At 66.6% G+C, this 18,134-nt stretch carries 17 protein-coding genes and 1 tRNA gene; 9 read left to right on the top strand and 9 right to left on the bottom strand.

Annotated elements, in window-relative coordinates; all coding sequences use genetic code 11:
• Positions 1-35: 35 nt before the first annotated feature.
• Positions 36-815, bottom strand: a complete 780-nt coding sequence (locus IEW24_RS09365; protein WP_188577785.1) for a TatD family hydrolase — start codon at positions 813-815, stop codon at positions 36-38.
• Positions 816-973: 158 nt separating this feature from the next.
• On the opposite strand from IEW24_RS09365, the gene IEW24_RS09360 reads away from it, so the two are divergent.
• Positions 974-1,534: a biotin transporter BioY gene (locus IEW24_RS09360; protein ID WP_188577782.1), complete on the top strand. Its 561-nt coding sequence runs from the start codon at positions 974-976 to the stop codon at positions 1,532-1,534.
• 106 nt (positions 1,535-1,640) lie between these two features.
• On the opposite strand, the gene IEW24_RS09355 is transcribed toward IEW24_RS09360, so the two are convergent.
• Entirely contained in the window at positions 1,641-2,453 is an 813-nt protein-coding gene (locus IEW24_RS09355) for a helix-turn-helix transcriptional regulator (protein WP_210324174.1), read from the bottom strand.
• 129 nt (positions 2,454-2,582) lie between these two features.
• Here IEW24_RS09355 and IEW24_RS09350 point away from each other — a divergent pair, with 129 nt between their 5' ends.
• Positions 2,583-3,311 (top strand): aspartate/glutamate racemase family protein, encoded by a 729-nt coding sequence (locus IEW24_RS09350; protein WP_188577779.1) that lies wholly within the window; start codon positions 2,583-2,585, stop codon positions 3,309-3,311.
• A 63-nt stretch (positions 3,312-3,374) separates the two neighbouring features.
• On the opposite strand, the gene metG is transcribed toward IEW24_RS09350, so the two are convergent.
• The 5 genes from metG to IEW24_RS09325 are packed head-to-tail and all read right to left on the bottom strand — an operon-like array spanning position 3,375 to position 9,026.
• Positions 3,375-4,937, bottom strand: a complete 1,563-nt coding sequence (gene metG, locus IEW24_RS09345) for a methionine--tRNA ligase (protein ID WP_188577777.1) — start codon at positions 4,935-4,937, stop codon at positions 3,375-3,377.
• A gap of 48 nt (positions 4,938-4,985) precedes the next feature.
• On the bottom strand, positions 4,986-6,047 hold the full coding sequence (locus tag IEW24_RS09340) for a DNA polymerase III subunit delta' (RefSeq protein WP_244644276.1): 1,062 nt from the start codon (positions 6,045-6,047) through the stop codon (positions 4,986-4,988).
• A 39-nt stretch (positions 6,048-6,086) separates the two neighbouring features.
• Entirely contained in the window at positions 6,087-6,764 is a 678-nt protein-coding gene (gene tmk, locus IEW24_RS09335; RefSeq protein ID WP_188577775.1) for a dTMP kinase, read from the bottom strand.
• Complete coding sequence (locus tag IEW24_RS09330) at positions 6,761-8,065, bottom strand: D-alanyl-D-alanine carboxypeptidase family protein (RefSeq protein ID WP_188577773.1); 1,305 nt, start codon at positions 8,063-8,065, stop codon at positions 6,761-6,763. Before IEW24_RS09330 ends, tmk begins: the two co-directional genes overlap by 4 nt.
• Before the next feature lie 31 nt (positions 8,066-8,096).
• Positions 8,097-9,026, bottom strand: coding sequence for a septal ring lytic transglycosylase RlpA family protein (locus IEW24_RS09325; RefSeq protein WP_188578789.1), 930 nt, complete (start codon positions 9,024-9,026; stop codon positions 8,097-8,099).
• 439 nt (positions 9,027-9,465) lie between these two features.
• On the opposite strand from IEW24_RS09325, the gene IEW24_RS09320 reads away from it, so the two are divergent.
• A tRNA-Ser gene (locus IEW24_RS09320) sits at positions 9,466-9,555 on the top strand.
• Between the two features lie 344 nt (positions 9,556-9,899).
• On the opposite strand, the gene IEW24_RS09315 is transcribed toward IEW24_RS09320, so the two are convergent.
• On the bottom strand, positions 9,900-10,214 hold the full coding sequence (locus tag IEW24_RS09315; protein ID WP_188577771.1) for a hypothetical protein: 315 nt from the start codon (positions 10,212-10,214) through the stop codon (positions 9,900-9,902).
• A gap of 70 nt (positions 10,215-10,284) precedes the next feature.
• Positions 10,285-11,136 carry an FTR1 family iron permease gene (locus tag IEW24_RS09310; RefSeq protein WP_188577770.1) on the bottom strand — a complete coding sequence of 284 codons (852 nt, stop codon included), beginning with the start codon at positions 11,134-11,136 and terminating at the stop codon, positions 10,285-10,287.
• Here IEW24_RS09310 and IEW24_RS09305 point away from each other — a divergent pair.
• The 6 genes from IEW24_RS09305 to IEW24_RS09280 all read left to right on the top strand — a co-directional run bounded on the left by IEW24_RS09305 (position 11,120) and on the right by IEW24_RS09280 (position 18,133).
• Entirely contained in the window at positions 11,120-11,311 is a 192-nt protein-coding gene (locus tag IEW24_RS09305) for a hypothetical protein (RefSeq protein WP_188577768.1), read from the top strand. The genes IEW24_RS09310 and IEW24_RS09305 overlap by 17 nt on opposite strands.
• A 362-nt stretch (positions 11,312-11,673) precedes the next feature.
• Complete coding sequence (locus IEW24_RS09300) at positions 11,674-12,990, top strand: imelysin family protein (protein ID WP_188577766.1); 1,317 nt, start codon at positions 11,674-11,676, stop codon at positions 12,988-12,990.
• A gap of 167 nt (positions 12,991-13,157) precedes the next feature.
• Positions 13,158-14,639 (top strand): multicopper oxidase family protein, encoded by a 1,482-nt coding sequence (locus IEW24_RS09295; RefSeq protein ID WP_244644275.1) that lies wholly within the window; start codon positions 13,158-13,160, stop codon positions 14,637-14,639.
• A complete protein-coding gene (locus tag IEW24_RS09290; RefSeq protein ID WP_244644273.1) occupies positions 14,639-15,877 on the top strand; it encodes a di-heme oxidoredictase family protein in 1,239 nt (412 codons plus the stop codon). Before IEW24_RS09295 ends, IEW24_RS09290 begins: the two co-directional genes overlap by 1 nt.
• A gap of 48 nt (positions 15,878-15,925) precedes the next feature.
• On the top strand, positions 15,926-17,002 hold the full coding sequence (locus IEW24_RS09285; RefSeq protein WP_188577762.1) for an imelysin family protein: 1,077 nt from the start codon (positions 15,926-15,928) through the stop codon (positions 17,000-17,002).
• A 57-nt stretch (positions 17,003-17,059) separates the two neighbouring features.
• Positions 17,060-18,133, top strand: coding sequence for a DUF1513 domain-containing protein (locus tag IEW24_RS09280; RefSeq protein ID WP_188577760.1), 1,074 nt, complete (start codon positions 17,060-17,062; stop codon positions 18,131-18,133).
• Position 18,134 lies beyond the last annotated feature (1 nt).

The following is an 18,134-nucleotide window of genomic DNA, read 5'->3' as shown; positions in this document are numbered from 1 at the left end:
CGCGGCTTGGCGCCGTCTTCGGGCCGTGCCCGGTCTCAGGTCCGGGCGGCTTTCGAGAACAGCCTATAGAAATTCTCGGTGGTGCGCGCCGCGATCTCCTCAAGGCTCACGCCCCGCGTCTCGGCCAGCACGGTGGCGGTGTTGCGCACGAAGGCGGGTTCGTTGCGCTTGCCGCGATGGGGCATGGGGGCGAGGAAGGGGGCGTCCGTCTCCACCAGCAGCCGGTCCTCCGGCAGGCTGGCGGCGAGCGCGCGGAGTTCCTCGCTCTTCTTGAAGGTGATGACGCCGGAGAAGGACACATAGCCACCGAGCGCAATCGCCCGCTGCGCGAGGTCCGCGCCGCCCGTGTAGCAATGCAGCAGGAAAGGAAAAGCGCCCCTGGCGCTCTCGGCTTCCAGAATGGCGGCCACGTCGTCATCAGCCTCGCGGGCGTGGATCACCAGCGGCAGGCCGGTCTCGCGTGCGGCAGCGATGTGGGTGTGGAAGCCGTACGCCTGCGCCTCACGCGGGCTGTTGTCATAATGATAGTCGAGCCCCACCTCGCCGATGGCCACCACCTTGGGGTGGGCGGACAGGCGCACCAGATCTTCCGTGGTGATGTCCAGTTCCTCATGAGCCTGATGGGGATGGGTGCCCACCGAGCAGCTCACCTGCGGGAATCGCTCCGCGATCGCCAGGATCTCGGCAAACCGCTTCACCCGCGTTGAAATGGTGACGAAATGCGTCACACCAGCCGCATTGGCGCGGGCGATCACATCCGGCAGTTCCGCGGCGAAATCGGGAAAATCAAGATGGCAGTGGCTGTCGACAAGCATGGGAAACGCGGCACCTGAGGCGAAAAGGATTGCCCCTCACATAGGCGCTGCCGGCCGGCCCGTCGAGGCGTGAGCGCTCGAACGGAAGCGCTACCCTTGCGTCGATAGGCCTTTCCCCCGATAGGAAGCGGCATAACAAGATCCTCAGGAGACGCCGGATGCACGCCGCCCCCCTCGCCCGCCTCGCCGATCGCTCGCTGGTCTGGCGGCTCGCCCTCGTGGTGCTGGGTGCGGCCGTCATGGCAGCCAGCGCGCAGGCGAGCGTGCCCATGGTGCCGGTGCCCATGACCTTGCAGAGCTACGCGCTGGTGACGCTGGCGGCGCTCGCCGGCTGGCGGCTCGCGGGCGAGATCGTCGGTGGCTATCTGGTGGTCGGCCTTCTGGGCGCGCCGGTCTTCTCCGGCGCCAAGGGCGGGCTCGCCGTGCTCACCGGCCCCACCGGCGGCTATCTGGTGGGCTTCCTGATTGCCGCCCTCGTGGTCGGCTGGCTGGCGGAGCGTGCCGGCCGCCGCACCATCCTGGCGTGGATCGGCATCATGGCGCTCGGCCATGCGGTGCTGCTTACCTTCGGCGTGGGCTGGCTGGCGTCCAAGATCGGTACCGCCGTCGCCCTCCAGAAGGGTCTCATTCCCTTCCTCCCCGGCTCGGTGGTGAAGGTGCTGCTGGCCACCGCCACCGTGCTGTTGGCGGAACGCACCCTCGGCCGACGCGTCCGCTGACGGCCCTGGAGCATGTTCGGCTTTGATTGCTCCGCATCCAAGCCGAAAAACATTCTCTATCAATACGTTGGAGCGTTTCAGTGTTTCCATGAAACAATGAAACGCCCTACCGGCTGGCGGCAACGAAAGCGCCCGGCGTCACGCCGAACTGCGCCCGGAACTGGTTGATGAGATGGCTCTGGTCGAAGAAGCCCGCGCCGAGCGCAACCTCGGCCGCGCTTTCGCCTCGCAGCAACAGCGCCTTGGCGTGATTGAGCCGGATCTGCGTCAGATAGCGATGAACGGACAGGCCCGTCTTCGCGCGGAACGAGCGCATGAAGTGATATGGGCTCAGCCCAACCGTTTCCGCGACCGCATTCACGCCGATGGGCTCGCCATGGTGCGCCTCCAGAAAGGCGATCGCTTGTCCCATGGCCGTGTCCGCCGCTTCCGCCCGCCGGCGACCCGAGGGGCGCTCGCCATAACGCGCGATCACGGCGCCGAAGGCCGCATAGGCCGCACACTGCCGCGTCAGCACATCTCCTGACGCGCCGATGGCTGCACTGGCCTCCAGCAGATGTCGGGCCAGCTCCGGATCATGTCGCAGCACTTCGCCCTGAAAATCCACCGGCCCGCTGCCGCCCAGCACCTCGTCGGCGATGGCCTCCACGAAGCGGGCCGAAGGATAGAAGGCGCAATAGTCCCATCCCCTGCTGCGCTCCACAGCCTCCCCCGTATGCACCTCGCCCGGCGGAATGACCATCAGCGTGCCAGCCTCCGCCACGCCCTCGAAGCGCGCGATGCGATGTCGTTGCGCCCCGCGCGCGAAGGCGGCGAAGACGAATTCATCGTGGAAATGCGCGGGATAGCGATGATCGAAACAGGAGGCGCGCAGAATCTCCAGCCCATCCGGCAGGTCGGCCTCCCGCCACAACGTCATCCTGTCACGCCTGATCGCCATCCTGCGACCATATCCCGTCCGGCGGTGATGCGCAGGTTTTTCCAATCATTGGCACCGGTGAGCCGTCACCATGGGCGCGCATTTCTCAACGGACAGATCTCCAGCACCATGAACCGGACGACGCTACAACGCCCCCTGCCGCAGAAGACCATCGGCATCCTCGGCGGCATGAGCAATCAGGCCACCGGCGAATATTATCGGTTGCTCAACGAACGCCTGAACGGTGAGCTGGGGGGCTGGGACAATGGCGAGATCATCATCGTCTCGGTGAACTTCGGAAACATCGAATATTTCGTCCGCCGGGGCCTGTGGGATGAGGCCCGCGCCTATCTTCAGGAGAAGGTGGAGCGACTGGAGCGGGCGGGCGTGGATCTGATCCTGTGTGTGTCCAACACCATGCATCGGGTGGTGGAGCCCATCATGGCCGGGCGAACGACGCCCTTCATCCACATCGCCGATCCCACCGCCGAGGCGATCCAACGGGCGGGACTGCGCAAGGTCGGCCTCCTCGGCACCATGCCGGTGATGCAGTCCGAAGACCTCCGGGAGCGCTTCCGCACCCGCTTCGGCATCGAGCTGGTGTCGCCCGATGACGCGGACAAGAGCATCATTGACCGCATCATCTTCGAGGAACTGGTCCGGCGCGACCTGCGGGAGGACTCGAAGCGCGAATATCTGCGGGTGGTGCAAGGCTTGCGGGTGGAGGGCGCGCAAGGCGTCATCCTCGGCTGCACGGAAATCTTCCTGCTGATCGGCCAGGATGATCTGCCCGGCTTCCCGGTCTTCGACACCACGGCGCTGCATGTGGAGGCGGCGGCCGCCTTCGCGCGCGGCTGAAGCGGACAGCAAAAAGCCGGGAGATGTGCATCTCCCGGCTCTTCTTTTCTCAGGCATTGGATCTCAGCCGGCGGCCGGCGCCTCGGGCTCCACATAGCGCGGGAACACGCCGACAGGAGCCGGGATCTGAAGCCCGCCCTGCAAGCGGAAGCCGCCACCCAGCGTGTGGAAGCCGCGCTCGGCCTCCGGCACGAGGATCAGGTCCAGCATCTTGCCCGCGCTTTCCGGCATCACCGGCTGGGCGAGGATCGCCACCTGCCGGATCACTTCGGCCGTGGTCCAGAGCACGGTTTCCATGCGCGCCGGATCGGTCTTGCGCAGCGCCCACGGCGCCTGCGCCGCGAAATAGCGGTTGGCCTCCGCCACCACGGCCCAGACCGCTGCCAGATACTGATGGATCGCCTGACTTTCCATGGCCTCGCGGGCCTTGGCCAGCATGCCGTCGGCAAGAGCGAGGATGGCCTCGTCCTCCGGAGACAGCGGGCCCGGGGTGGGCACCATGCCATCCAGATTCTTCGAGATCATGGACAGCGAACGCTGGGCAAGGTTGCCGAGGTCGTTGGCGAGGTCCGCATTCATGCGGTTCACGATCGCCTCGTGGCTGTACGAGCCGTCCTGCCCGAAGGAGACCTCGCGCAGGAAGAAATAGCGCGTGGCATCGACGCCATAGGTCTCAACGAGGCCGAACGGATCGACCACGTTGCCCACCGACTTCGACATCTTCTCCCCGCGGTTGAACAGGAAGCCGTGGCCGAACACGCGCTTGGGCGGCTCCAGCCCCGCCGACCACAGGAAAGCAGGCCAGTAGACCGCATGGAAGCGGATGATGTCCTTGCCGATGACGTGCAAGTCAGCCGGCCAGAATTTCTTGAACAGCTCGGCGTCCTGATCGGGATAGCCGAGCGCGGTGATGTAGTTGGTCAGCGCGTCCACCCACACATACATGATGTGCGCCGGATCACCGGGCACCGGGATGCCCCAGTCGAAGGTGGTGCGCGAGATGGAGAGATCCTGCAGACCGCCAGACACGAAGCTCACCACCTCGTTGCGGCGCGCCTCCGGCATGATGAAGCCGGGGTTGGCCGCATAGAAGTCGAGCAGCTTCTGCTGATAGGCGGAGAGGCGGAAGAAATAGCTCTCCTCCTCCACCCACTCCACCGGCGTGCCCTGCGGGCCGAGACGGACGTTCTGGTCGTTTACCGTCGTCTCGTCTTCGGCGTAATAGGCCTCGTCCCGGACGGAATACCAGCCGGAATAGGTGGACTTGTAGATGTCCCCGTTCGCCGCCATCCGCTCCCAGATCGCCTGCGACGACTTGATGTGCCGCTCTTCCGTGGTGCGGATGAAGTCGTCGTTGGAGAGGTTGAACGCCGGCCCCATGGCCTTGAAGGCAGGCACGTTGCGGTCCAGCAGTTCGGCGGGCGTGATGCCGGCCTTCTGCGCCGTCTGCAGCATCTTGATGCCGTGCTCGTCGGTGCCGGTCAGGAAGCGCACATCATAGCCATCCAGCCGCTTGAAGCGGGCGATGCAGTCGGTCGCGATCGCCTCATAGGCATGGCCCATGTGCGGCACGCCGTTGGGATAGGCGATGGCGGTGGTGATGTAGAAGGGCGTCTTGGCTGACATCTGGCGTCCGGACAAATGGGCCGAGGGAAGCGCGGCCGGACCGAACGCTTACGCGCGCGCGGCCTCCGCCAGCTCGGAGAAAATGCGAAAGACCAGAGCCTTGCGGTCGAGATTGTAAGTGTCGGCCGCCGCTCCGTTTCGCTGCACGTTCTCCCACACCTCGCCCAGCCGGACAAGGCGGCGGCCCGATGCCGCACCGCTGGTGGCCTCGGCCGCGATCCAGTCGCTGACCGCTTCCAGAAACAGATCGAGCCCGTCGCCCCGGTCGCCCTGCAATCGGGCGCCGAGCGCGTGCAGTTCCTCCATGCGGGGATCGGGCAGTTGCTCCAGCGCCCGCAGCGTGGCGCCGCGGACCTCCATGCCTTCCCCGCGCGCCAGAACGATGGCCCGGCGGACACTGCCCCCGCTGGCCGCAGCCGCTGCGGGCAGCGCATCGGGTTCAAGGCCCAGCTCGGGGGCCAGATGATCGAGCGCCGCCAGCACCTCGGCTCCACCAAGCGGTTTCAGCAGCACCTTGCGGGTGCGCGAGCGGATGGTGGGCAGCACGCGGCCGGGCGCATGGGTGATGAGCAGGAACAACGCGCGCGGCGGCGGCTCCTCCAGCGTCTTCAGCAGCGCATTGGCACCGAAGGCGTTCAGATCGTCCACCGCATCCACGATGCACACACGCCATCCACCCGAGCCCGCCGTGGCACCGAAGAAGGCGCGTACCTTACGCACCATCTCGGCGGGAATGACGGTGGGGATCTTCTCCTCGCCCGGCTCCGGCACACGGCGCAGCACCAGCAGATCCGGATGGGTCAGCGCCGCCACCTGCCGCGCGACGGGATGACTGCCCGGCACATCGAAGGCGTGCTGGGTGGTGGGAACCTCGCCACCGGCCAGCACGAAGCGCGCGATACGATAGGCCAGTGTCGCCTTGCCGATGCCTTCGGGCCCGCCGATCAGCAGCCCGTGCGGCAAACGACCCGCGCGCCATTCGGCGATCAGGTCCGCTTCCACGGCCGCATGGCCGAACAGGCGGTCCTGCCGGCGCGGATGCGGCGCGCCGGGCAGAATGTCGCCTTCCGGCCCCTCGGTCAGTTCCTTGTCAGCAGAAGCTCGCGCCAAACGCCCTGTTCCCTACTCGATTGATGACGCGCCGCACGCTCAGCTCGACTTCTTCCGCCGCGTCGAGCGACGGGTGCGGGCGGCCGGCGACAGATGGGACACCACAGTCTCCCAGATGCGTTCCGCCACCTTGTCCGGCGGCACCGTGGCATCCACCACCACGCAGCGATCCGGCTCGGCCTTGGCCAGCGCGAGGAAGGCATCCCGCACCTTGGCGTGGAAGGCAAGCCCCTCGCTCTCGAAGCGGTCTGCCGCCTCCCCCCGTGCCGCGGCACGGGCGAGGCCGACCTCGGGCGGCACATCCAGCATCAGGGTGAGATCGGGGCGCGTCTCGCCCACGGCCACACCCTCCAGACTATCGAGCAGATCGCCGGACAGGGAGCCCAGCACGCCCTGATAGACGCGGGTGGAATCGATGAAACGATCACAAACCACCCACGTGCCGGCAGCGAGCGCAGGCGCGATCACCGTATCCACGTGATCGGCGCGGGCCGCCGCGAACAGCAGCGCCTCGGAGGCAGGCCCATAGGCCCTGGCCGCGCCCGACAGGATGACATGGCGGATGGCTTCCGCTCCCGGAGACCCTCCCGGCTCGCGGGTGATCAGCACCTTGCGCCCTTGCGCCTCCAGCGCCGCCGCCAGACGGCGGGATTGCGTGGACTTGCCCGTACCTTCACCCCCCTCAAGGGTGATGAAGCGTCCCCGCGAAACGTTCATCGCTTCAGCTTCGCCATGACCTGCGCGGTCAGATCGCGGAAGGCGTCGCCCGCAATGGTGCCGGCGCCGTCCAGCGCCCGCTGCCACAGCGTGCCGACAGGCACCTCGGCGGTGGTGTAGACTGGTACTTCCAGCACCTTCATCTGCCCGCGCGTCAATTCGAGGCGGCCGACTTCGGCCCCCTTCGCCACCGGCGCGCGCAGCGGGGTCTGGTAGTTCACCCGCGCCACCAGCTTCTCCTGGCTGTTGCGGGGCATCAGCAGCGACAAGGGCACCTGTGCGGTCAGGCCCACGGAGCCGGTCTCGCCCCCCCACACGCTGGCCCGGCCCACTTCCGCGCTTTCCGCGAAGAGCAGGCGGTTCTGGAAGGAATGGAAGCCCCAGTCGAGCAGGCGGCGCATTTCCTCAAGCCGCTCCTTCTCGGACTTGGCGCCCATCACCACGGCGATCAGCCGCCGGTCGCCCTGCACCGCCGAGCCCACCATATGATAACCGGCCTCGCGCACCCAGGAGGCATGCAGACCATCGGCGCCCACGCCCGCATCCAGCAACTGATTGCGGTTGCGCTGCTTGATCTTGCTCCACTCGATGGCTGGCACCGAGAAGATCTTGTAGAGGTCCGGCTCGCTCCGGATGATGGAACGGGCCAGCAGCGTCATGTCGCGGGCGGTGGTGTATTGCTCGGGATCTGCAAAGCCGGTGGCGTTGCGGAACTGCGAGCCCGTCAGCCCCAGCGCCGCCGCCTTCTCGTTCATCTTGACGGCGAATTCGCCCTCGGTGTTCGAGACGCCCTCGGCCAGCGCAATGGCCGCATCATTGCCGGAAACCACAAGCGCGCCCTGCAACAGGTCGCCCACGCGCACCTGGCTCTTGACCGCCGCGAACATGGCCGCGCCGCCCGAAGGCCCGCCGCCGCGCCGCCATGCGTTCTCGCTGACGTAGAAGGGCGTATCGAGCGTGATCTTGCCGGCGCGGATCTGATCGAACACCACGGCGGCGGTCATGATCTTGACGATGCCGCCCGGCGCGACTTTCCCATCCGCATTCTTCTCGAACAGGATGGTGCCGCTGCCGAAGTCCAGCAGCATGGCTTCCGGCGCCGCAGTCTGGAAGGTGGTCTGGGCGGCAGCCGGCGTGATGGCCACGGCGGCTGCCACCACGGCAAGCCGCAGCACAGCGCCCGCGTGGCCGATGGCTGCGCGCAGGGACAAAAACGCCGCCGGACCGAACGGCCGGCGGCGGATTTGAAGCGAAACGGCATCGGCGCGAATAGAACCGATGCCCTTCGAAACCAGTGTCATGGACGACCCCCCGGAACTCCCGTTCCGCAGATCAGCGTCCCGAGTTCGAGACGCCCGTAAAGCTCATGCCGGACACGGGGGCGGGTCCGACGGACCAGCCGCTCGGAGCGGCAGCGTGGATGGCGGCCGTCGCGGTGGGCGCGGCGGAAACAGCGGACGAGGCCACCGTCGCCGGGCGACGGATGGACTGGGTCTCGATGGGATCGGCGGCAGCAGTGCGCACCGGCGCAGGCGCGGCGGAAGCCACCTGCTCGGGCGCCTCGGCATGACCGAGATCGAAGGGACGCTGCAGCGGCACGGGAATATCGCCGGGCGCGCTGGTGGGCATCACCATGGGCAGGCTCGGCACGAACGGCGCGGCCGAGGCCACCTGCACGGCCGAATTGGCCGGCACCTGGGCCGGCGAGCCGTCCTGCGTCAGCGAGGCGACAAGCTTGCGATCGTCGGACCCGTCGATGGGCGCGCGGCCCACGAACTCGACCCGCACCTTGGCCACGCCCTTGGACGAGAAGCCCAGCAGATCGGCGGTGCGATGGGAGACGTCAATCACGCGATTCTGGTGATAGGGACCGCGATCATTGACGCGCACCACGATGGAGCGGCCATTGTTCATGTTGGTCACGCGCACATAGCTGGGCATGGGCAGCGTGGGATGGGCGGCCGAAATGGAGGTGCGGTCGAACACTTCGCCATTGGCGGTCAGGCGGCCGTGGAAGTCGTCGCCATACCAGGAGGCGATGCCCTCGGCGTGGTAGTTCGGGTTTTCCTGCGGCACGTAGGTACGGCCGGCGATCACATAGGGCTTGCCCACGCGATAGGCGCCGCCGCCCTTCGGCACCGGATTGCCATCGGCCACCACGCGCGGGCTGGCCGACACGCCGTATTTGGGGTCGATCTGGCTGGCGAGCTTGCCCGCCGAGCTGCACGCCGCCAGCGTCAGGCAGAGGGCGGCCACGCCCATTCCACCGCGCGCAGCGCGTACCCGGGAGACGATTTTCTGTTCGCGCGTCATGGGCGTCCCTGTCAGCGAAACCCGCGCAACCTTGCGCGTGTGCGGATTTCTCTCGGCAAGCAGACTGTACATGCCTGCGTGGAATTTGACACAAGAGGTGCGGAAAACGAGGCGGAAATGCGGCGCACCTGTGGTTAAGGTAAACGACCTGTAATCTTCCGCAAGGTGGCGCTGGCTTTGCGGGCGCTTTGCCAATGACGGCAACATCTCCCGGCCTGCCCACCTCCCCCGCCTCACCGCATGTGGACCTGCCCGACTGTCGAATCGACGGCGCCGTGCACCCTCATTCCATCGCATTTGCTGCAATAAGCCTTTGGGAAGCTTGCGCCTGTCTCTCGACGCGCCCGGTGCGTCCCGCTAGAAGACGGTGCACGGGTATCGCTGTGCTGGAAGGGTGGCCGAGTGGTTTAAGGCAGCGGTCTTGAAAACCGCCGTGGGTGCAAGCCCACCGTGGGTTCGAATCCCACCCCTTCCGCCAAGACCCTTGATAATGAAGCGTTTTTCGCGGTCGCGAAGGTGATCGTGGCCGCCGCCAGGCGCAACCGAAGCGTGCGCTTAAGTGCGCCGGGGTGCGGGAGTCGCCGCGCAAAGTCCCGAACTTTCCCCGAAGTCGGTTCCGCGTTCGTTCTCGCGGGAGGCGGCCATGGCTGACCTGCCTCTGGCGGCTCTGGCATGGATGTTCATCGGGCATGCGGCCGCCGACTACCCCTTGCAAGGCGAATGGATCGCCAAGGCAAAAACCACACCCTTCGCTTCGAAAGCCCTTCAGCGCGCGAGATGGCAATCAGTCGCTCGGGCACCACGCACGCCCGATATGTCGCTTCACTTATCTCCACACAGTCGATTAATAAGAACAACAGACCGAGCGGTTATCGATTTATTTTTATCGCTATGACTTTGCAGGAGATCTATATTTTCATCTGATATATTCAATCGCGGCCTACTGAGAGTGGAATTAATTATTTCATATCTTTTGACATCAGATGCAATTTTAAAGGCAACATAATTCAGCTCTGCATAAACTCGCATGCCATCCCTGATGGCAAGACACTCTTCCCTTGTTATTTCAATCGAATAAGCGGGAGTAGATAGAGAAAGGATAATCCCTGCTGCCATCATGACGCGTAATGGACTCATGAGACCCCTCCGAAACAGGAAGCAGCTTGCTATAGAATCTCGGACGGAAGTTTCACAACTCACCGCCAACTCAGCGCTTCCCGCCAGCCAGCGCCGCGCCGCTCGCCTTCCGGCTCTGGAGCCGGCCGTTGACGATCCGGGACATCACCACGATCACCACCACCGTGCCGAGATAGCCGATGACCTGCATGCCCGTCGGCTCTGCGCGGTAGCCCACCAGGGTGCGCAGGACGCGCCCCACAGCACTGTCGTCCGCCAGCAGCCACGAACTGTTCCATACCGGGTCGATCATCGACTGGATGAAGCCCGCATCCTGCAGGATGCCGATCACCTGCGCGGTCAGGCCGGCAGCCAGCAGCGTGATCAGAACGGTGGTGGTCTTGAACAGGTGCTTGACCGGGATGGCCACCAGACCGCGATAGAGCACGAAGGACACGAGACCGCCCGCCACCACGCCGCCGAGGAAGCCGAGGCCCACATTGAGCGGCCCCTCCCCGCCGGTGATGGCAATGCCATACATGAACAGCACGATCTCAACGCCCTCGCGCAGCACCGCCATGCCCACCACAAGGCCCAGCGCCGCCAACGGCCGGCGGCCGGCCTTCACGTCGCTGGAGACCGCCCGCATCTCGCTGACCATCTCCTTGCCGTGGCTGGCCATCCACACCACGGTCCAGACCAGCATCACCACTGCCACTGAGAGAATGGCGGCATTGAGCAGCTCTTGCCCCGAGCCCTCGAACAGATTGGCGATCTGCTCGGCAAACAGCGCGATGATCGCCGAGCCGACGATGCCGCCGACAATGCCCAGCGAGATCACCAGTCCCCGCCCTCGCACCCCCTCGGAGGCCGCCAGCATCACGCCGGTGATCAGCCCGGCCTCGAGCACCTCTCGGAAGACGATAATGAAAGCGGCCAACATGGCGGGTCTCCTCGCGAGGCACGAAACCGGCGCACTCTGCCGTTGCGGCATGGCGCTGTCCCGAGCAGGAACACGCGCCGCCGCCCTGTTCCGGCATGCGGCGCAGGCTGATGATCTCTGGCAGGTACACGCATGCTTTCCGGCTGTCACCGGCATCGCCAATCTTTGGAATTGATCCAGAAAACAGATTTACGACTGCACCCGGCCGCATAGAGGAGACGAGCGTTGCAAATAAAGACGGACGTTAGGGAACCGTCTCGCTCAGGCGGATCGTAATTCCGATGTAGCGACACAGTTCATTTTCGCGTGCGACGTTTTTCTTGTGGTCAGTGGCCTTGCTCGACGCGCCCGTATCTGAAGCGCATCAACAGCACCGCACGGCCCGGCGAGCAGTATGGAATAATTCCATTATCTCTCTGCCGCCTTGTGAGCGAGCTTGGCCGGGCGCTAGTTTGCGCTCGGCTGCCGGAAGGTACCCTGCATCGCAAGATTGCCGGCCACCGCCATACAGCCGGGATTTTCGGGAGAAACCAGATTATGCGCGCGCAGATCATTGCTGCCGCCCTCGCCTTGGCCTTCGGTATCGCAGGCCCGGCAAGCGCTCAAACGAAACAGGCGGACGCCAAGCCCGCAGCGGCAAAGACCACCGCTCCCACGCCCAAGCAGGTGCTCACGCACTATGCGGATCTCGCGCAGGCCATGTACACTGACAGCTATACCGCTGCTCAGGAGATGCAGACGGCCATCAACGCCTTCATCGCCGCCCCCAGCGAGGCCACGCAAAAGGCTGCGCGGGACGCGTGGAAGAAGGCCCGCAATCCCTATCAGAAGACCGAGGCGTTCCGCTTCGGCAATCCCATCGTCGATGAGTGGGAAGGCAATGTGAATGCCTGGCCGCTGGACGAGGGCCTGATCGACTATGTGGATGCCAAGAGCTACGGCACCAAGTCCGACGAGAACCCGCTCTATACGGCCAATGTGATCGCCGCCAAGTCGATCCGCATCGGCAAGAAGACGATCGACACCACCAAGATCACCCCCGCCCTGCTGCATCAGCTGAACTCCGCCGGCGGCGTGGAGGCCAATGTGGGCAGCGGCTGGCACGCCATCGAGTTCCTGCTCTGGGGCCAGGATCTGCACGGCACCGAGCGTGGCGCCGGCGAGCGCCCCTGGACCGATTTCGACAAGGCCGCCTGCACCAACGGCAATTGTGAGCGCCGCGCCGAATATCTGAAGGTGGCCACCTCGACGCTCGTGGCGGACCTGAAGGAGATGGCCGACGACTGGGGTCCGAAGGGCAAGGCCCGCGCCGCGCTCCTGAAGAAGAAGGACAAGCCCGGCCTGGCCGTCATCTTCACCGGCCTCGGCTCGCTCTCCTATGGTGAGCTGGCCGGCGAGCGCATGAAGCTCGGCCTCATCCTCCACGATCCCGAGGAGGAGCATGACTGCTTCTCCGACAACACCCACAACTCGCATTATTTCGACGAAGTGGGCATTCAGGACGTCTATTACGGCCGCACCACGCGCAACGATGGCACGGTGTTCTCCGGCCCGTCGGTGGCCGATCTCGTGCGCGCCGCGGACCCGAAGATCGCCGACGAGATCGATGCCAAGATGAAGGGCGCGGAAGCCGCCCTGAAGGTCATCAAGGACAGCGGCGACAGCGGCAAGATGTTCTACGACATGATGCTGGCCGAGGGTAACACCGAGGGCAACAAGATGGTGCAGGACGGCGTGGATGCGCTGGTGGCGCAGGCCCATGCCATCGAGCGCGGCGTCGCCGTGCTCAAGATCCAGATCAAGGTCGAAGGCTCCAAGAGCCTCGATGATCCGGCCAACGCCGCCAAGAAGTGAGCGGACAGATTCCGTGCGGGGCCTCGCCCCGTACGGAGCCGGCTGCTTCCCAGGCTTGCAGTCCTGACCCCGCGCATGCCTTTGGGCGTGCGCGGATATCCTTATCTGATGACCGCAGCCCGAGGCCGTAGCGCAAGACCGGAGCCGGCGCGGCGATGGAGCCGGTAATGATCTCGCGACGCGGACTTTTGCTGGGCAGCGCCGCCGCCGGCCTCGTCTCCTTCGCGCCGTCCGCCATCGGTCAGGTGCCCGCGTCCATCGACACCCTGCCCGCCTCCGCCCCGGTGCGGAACCTGTCGCTGGTGGCCCGTGAGATCGACGCTCACCTGCTCGGCCCGGACAAGCCGGCCACGAAGCGTGTCGCCACCTATGACGGCGAACTGTTCAAGATGGTCCGCGCCCCGCGCGGCACCCGCCTCATCGTGGATTTCGAGAACCAGTTGCCGGACTTCACCACCGTCCACTGGCACGGCATCCGCGCACCCTATCTGTTCGACGGCGTCGCCCCCATCACGCAGGAGGTGGTGAAACCCGGCGAGCGCTTCCGTTACAACGTGCCGCTGCCCGATCCCGGCTTCTATTTCTTCCACCCTCATTGCGACGAGACCGGGCAGGTCGGCCGCGGGCTGTTCTCCGCGCTGGTGGTGGACGATCCCGCCGATGCCAAGGCCGGATACGATGCGGAATGCTTCATCGTGGTGAAGGACTGGCGGCTGGGCGATGATGGCCAGTGGCTGGAGATGAGCACCACGGACGGTGCCGCCACCACCGGCACCTTCGGCAACATCCGCACCACCAACGGCAGCCTCACCGCCCCGCGCGTCGAGGTGCCGGCCTATGGCGACGTACGCGTGCGCACGCTGATCGCCGACGGCACCCGCGTCATCGATTTCGGCTGCGACACGGACGACGCCTTCCTGATCGCCATCGACGGGCAGGCCCTGCCGCCAGTGCATTTCAACGATTTGCCCGATGGCATCTGGCGCATGGGTCCGGCCATGCGTGCCGACGCTCAGGTGCGCATGCCGGCGCCGGGCAAGGAAGTGCAGATCTTCGACTATCGCTCGGCCGAGCCCTTCCTGCTCACCACGCTTGTGGCGGTGGACAAAAAGGGCATGAGGGCCAAGTCCCGGACAGCTCTGAAGGCCAAGCCCCTGCCGCCGGCCAAGGTGCCGTTGCCGGATCTGAAAAGCGCGAAGAGGATGGAGTTCCTGCTCCAGGTTTCCGCCGGTGCCACGGCGGTGTCGCCGCCTTTGCCGGCGGATGACCCGCTGTCGAAGGCGCTGATCGATTCCATGTGTGTGGGCTCCACCACCCACTGGGCCATCAGCCGCGACAGCTGGGCGGTGCAGGATGCCCTGCGCCTGCCGCCGCCGCTGGCGGTGCTGGACAACGGGACCAGCTACGTCATCTCCATGACCAATGTGACCAAGCACGTGCATCCCATGCACCTGCACGGCCACATCTTCCGCGTGCTCTCGCACTCCAAGAAGCCGAAGCTACCGCAATATCTGGCGGACACGGTGATGGTGGAGCCCAACGAGACGGTGGAGATCGCCTTCAAGGCGGTGAGCGGCAACTGGGTGTTCCACTGCCATATCCTCGAGCACATGGACACCGGCCTCATGGGCTGGTTCCGCATCTCCTGATGGCCCGGCTGCTCAGGCTCGGCGGTGCCGCGCTCGGCGTGGGCCTGATGGCTGCCGTGGCGATGGCCGGCGGCGCGCGAGCGCTGGATGGGCTCGACCTGCGCATCGGCAAGGCGCTGTTCGACCGCGCCTGGGTGCCCGCTCCCTCCTCCACCAAGGCGGACGACGGCCTCGGCCCTTTGTTCGATGCCCGCTCCTGTGCGTCCTGCCACCCGGCGGACGGACGGGCGAAGACGCTTGTGGATGCCAACGGCCATCTGGACGGGCGCGGCATGGTGCTGATGCTGGCGCAGGCGGACGGCTCGGGTGATCCCGTCTATGGCCGCCGCCTCCAGATCGACGCCGTGCCCGGCCTGAAGCCGGAGGGTGTGCTGGCAGTACAGGACACGCGCCTGCCCGATGGCCGCACGGCGCGTGCTCCGCTTGTGGAAGACCCCGGCTATGGCCCGCTCGCCTCCGGCACGGGCCTCTCGCTCCGGGTAGCGCCGGACCTGCGCGGGCGCGGCCTGCTGGAACAGGTGCCCGAGGCCGCGCTCGTCGCGCTCGAAAAGGCGCAGGCCAAGGGGCCGGATGCCATGCACGGCCGCCTGCGCCGGGTGCGCCTGCCGGACGGCACCACGGCCATCGGCCGTTATGGCTGGAAGGCCGGTCAGCCGAACCTCAACAGTCAGTCCTCCGAAGCTTTCTTCCTCGACATGGGGCTCTCCACCCCGCTGCATCCAGAGCCGTGGGGCGATTGCACGGAAGCGCAGGCCGCCTGCCGCAACGCCCCGCACGGCGTCACCGGCGAGCAGGAATTCGAGATCCCCGACAGCCTGCTCTCCCGCGTGGTGGCCTATGTGGCCGCCCTGCCCGTACCGGAGACGCCAACAGACAAGCGTGGCGCGCGCCTGTTCGCCGCCACCGGCTGCGCCGCCTGCCACCAGCCGTCGCTGCCCACCGCGCAGGGCGGCACCGCGCGCCTGTTCACCGATCTCATGCTGCACGACCTTGGACCCGGCCTCGCGGACACCATGCCGGAGCCGGGCGCGAAGGCCAGCGAATGGCGCACCGCGCCGCTGGCGGGCCTGTCCGATGCGCTGGCCCGCGACACCGGCCTCCTGCATGACGGGCGGGCCCGTACGGTGGAGGAGGCCATCCTCTGGCATGGCGGGCAGGCGGAAAGCGCCGTTGCCCGCTTCCGCTCTTTGCCCGCTGGGCGTAAAGCGGCACTCTTGGATTATGTTTCGAAGCTGTGAACCGGCGTTGCGCGTGACCGGCGCACCGCCTCAGGGAGCACCTGCCCCATGACCGAAGTCTCCCGCCGCCTTGTGATCGGCGTCCTCGCCGGTGCCGCTTTGCCCGGCACGGCAACGGCGGCGCCCTCGCCCGCGCTCGATCCGGTGGCGGTCATCGAGGGCTGGATGCTGCCGCGCTACGACACGCTGGTCGCCACCACCACGGCCCAGAAGGACGCCTGGGCGGCTTTCGTCGCCAAGCCCGATGCCGCCGCAGTTGCCAGCCTGAAGGATCTGTTCGGCAAGGCTGCGGATGCGTGGACGGCGGTGGAATTCGTCACCCTCGGGCCGGTGAGCCAGAATCTGCGCGCCGACCGCTTCAACTTCTTCCCCGATCGCCGCAACGCCATTCAGCGGGCCATGAACGAGGTGATCGCGGACACCGACGCGGCCCGGCTTGAGCCCGTCCGCTTCGCCCAGTCCAGCGCTGCCGCGCAGGGCCTTCCGGCGCTGGAGCGCCTGCTGTTCGAGGAGGGCGCCGCCGATGCGCTGGTGCAGGGCGCTGAGGCGGAGCGTCGCCGGGCCTATGGCCTCGCCATCGCCACCAACCTCGCCACCATCGCCAGCGACGTGCGCACCGCATGGGGCGACCGCAAGAGCGGCGTGCTCGGCGCCATCGTCTCCGGCAAGGGCGACAGTGCCCTCTTCCCGGACGTGGGCGCCCTGCCCGGCATGATCCTCACGGATCTTTCGGGCGGCTATCAGCGCGTCACGGACACCCGCATCCTGCCCGTGCTTGGCCCGGACGCTGACAATGCCAAGCCCAACCTCGCCGATGGCTGGCGCGCCGGCCGTTCGGGCCGGGTGATCACGGTGATGATCCAGAGCGCCGACGCGCTGTTGCAGGAGGTGGGCAAGCAACTGCCCAGCCGCCCGCAATTCGTGGTCAACCGCGCCGCCACCGCCTCCGACAAGGCGGCAGACGGCTTCCCGAAGGACTTTTCGGCGGCCTCCCAGACGGCGGCCGGCCATGATGCGGCACTGGCAGCGGTGAAAATCTTCAAGGCGGCGCAGCTCACCGTCTATCGCCCCACCGCCTCCTATTTCGCCATCTCGCTGGGCTTCAATGCCCTCGACGGCGACTGACCGGCGACCGTGCCCCTCAGCCGCCGCTCCCTTCTTAGCTCCGCAGGAGCAGCGCTCATGATGCCTGCCAATGCCTTCGCTGATCTGCATGCCCTCGACCACGCGTTGGAGGAGGGCTGGCTCACGACGGCGGGGATCGGGGAGAGCTTTGCGGCCATTGCGGTGGGCAAACAGATGGACGCCGCCGCCTGTGCGGCCACCCCTGCACGCCTGCATGGCATCGAGGCCAGCCCCAACAGCCCGCTCGCCGTGGCGGTGGGTCGCCGGCCCGGCCATGTGGCGCTGGTGTTCGACCGCCGGCAGGGCGGCATCGTCCGCGAATTCACGCCCGGCGCCGGCCGCGTCTTCTCCGGCCATGGCCGCTTCTCGCCGGACGGAAAACTGTTCCTGACCAATGAGATCGAGCGCGGCATCGACGACGGCACCGTCCGCACCATGGGGCGCGGCGTGGTGGCGGCCCGCAGCGTGGAAGGCGGCTTTGCCATCGTGGACGAATGGGCCACCGGCGGCGACGGCCCGCATGACCTGATGCGTGTGGGCGAGACGCTGGTGGTGGCGAACGGCGGCATCGAGCCGCACACGCCGGAAGCTCGCGATGCGGAGATCACCGGCAGCAGTATCGCTTTGCTGCATCCCGAGACCGGCGCGCAGACCGGCGAGGGCCGTCTCTCCGACGATCTCGCCAGCCTCTCGCTGCGCCATCTCGCCCGCGACGGACGCGGCGGCGTGGTGGTGGCGGCGCAGGATCTCCTGAAGGATGGCGTTGCCCGCCCCCTGCTCTTCTCCATCGCCAAGGACGGCGCGCTGACCGCCTTCGATGGGCCGGAGGGCGAGCTGATGCAGTTGCGCGGCTATGTGGGCTCGGTGGCCATCGACACGTCGGGCACCTACGTGGCCTGCTCCAGTCCGCGCGGCGGGCGCATCATCGTGTGGCGGCGGGACGGGCGCTTCATCGGCTCGCTGCCGCTCATCGACGGCTGCGGCATCGCCCGCATGAGCGAGCCCGGCCGTTTTCTGGCCACCAGCGGCTATGGAGAGGTGATCGTGATCGCCGTGGAGCCGGATGGCCTCGGGGTCGTCTCCCGCTCCACCGGCGGCCCGCGTTTCGACAACCACATGGCGGTGGTCTGAG

It is taken from the genome of Azorhizobium oxalatiphilum, assembly GCF_014635325.1.
Lineage (GTDB): Bacteria > Pseudomonadota > Alphaproteobacteria > Rhizobiales > Xanthobacteraceae > Azorhizobium > Azorhizobium oxalatiphilum.
The sequence above is the reverse complement of the archived record's forward strand: the minus strand, read 5'-3'. Positions and strand labels throughout refer to the sequence as shown.

Excerpts from the sequence above, each read along its gene's own strand:
- IEW24_RS09365 (WP_188577785.1), bottom strand. The coding sequence starts at position 815 with ATGCTTGTCGACAGCCACTGCCATCTTGATTTTCCCGATTTCGCCGCG.
- metG (WP_188577777.1), bottom strand. The coding sequence starts at position 4,937 with ATGTCAGCCAAGACGCCCTTCTACATCACCACCGCCATCGCCTATCCC.
- IEW24_RS09280 (WP_188577760.1), top strand. The coding sequence starts at position 17,060 with ATGATGCCTGCCAATGCCTTCGCTGATCTGCATGCCCTCGACCACGCG.
- IEW24_RS09285 (WP_188577762.1), top strand. The coding sequence starts at position 15,926 with ATGACCGAAGTCTCCCGCCGCCTTGTGATCGGCGTCCTCGCCGGTGCC.
- IEW24_RS09295 (WP_244644275.1), top strand. The coding sequence starts at position 13,158 with ATGATCTCGCGACGCGGACTTTTGCTGGGCAGCGCCGCCGCCGGCCTC.
- IEW24_RS09325 (WP_188578789.1), bottom strand. The coding sequence starts at position 9,026 with ATGGGCGTGGCCGCCCTCTGCCTGACGCTGGCGGCGTGCAGCTCGGCG.
- IEW24_RS09310 (WP_188577770.1), bottom strand. The coding sequence starts at position 11,136 with ATGTTGGCCGCTTTCATTATCGTCTTCCGAGAGGTGCTCGAGGCCGGG.
- IEW24_RS09355 (WP_210324174.1), bottom strand. The coding sequence starts at position 2,453 with ATGACGTTGTGGCGGGAGGCCGACCTGCCGGATGGGCTGGAGATTCTG.
- IEW24_RS09300 (WP_188577766.1), top strand. The coding sequence starts at position 11,674 with ATGCGCGCGCAGATCATTGCTGCCGCCCTCGCCTTGGCCTTCGGTATC.
- IEW24_RS09305 (WP_188577768.1), top strand. The coding sequence starts at position 11,120 with ATGAAAGCGGCCAACATGGCGGGTCTCCTCGCGAGGCACGAAACCGGC.
- IEW24_RS09330 (WP_188577773.1), bottom strand. The coding sequence starts at position 8,065 with ATGACACTGGTTTCGAAGGGCATCGGTTCTATTCGCGCCGATGCCGTT.
- tmk (WP_188577775.1), bottom strand. The coding sequence starts at position 6,764 with ATGAACGTTTCGCGGGGACGCTTCATCACCCTTGAGGGGGGTGAAGGT.
- IEW24_RS09360 (WP_188577782.1), top strand. The coding sequence starts at position 974 with ATGCACGCCGCCCCCCTCGCCCGCCTCGCCGATCGCTCGCTGGTCTGG.
- IEW24_RS09290 (WP_244644273.1), top strand. The coding sequence starts at position 14,639 with ATGGCCCGGCTGCTCAGGCTCGGCGGTGCCGCGCTCGGCGTGGGCCTG.
- IEW24_RS09350 (WP_188577779.1), top strand. The coding sequence starts at position 2,583 with ATGAACCGGACGACGCTACAACGCCCCCTGCCGCAGAAGACCATCGGC.
- IEW24_RS09315 (WP_188577771.1), bottom strand. The coding sequence starts at position 10,214 with ATGAGTCCATTACGCGTCATGATGGCAGCAGGGATTATCCTTTCTCTA.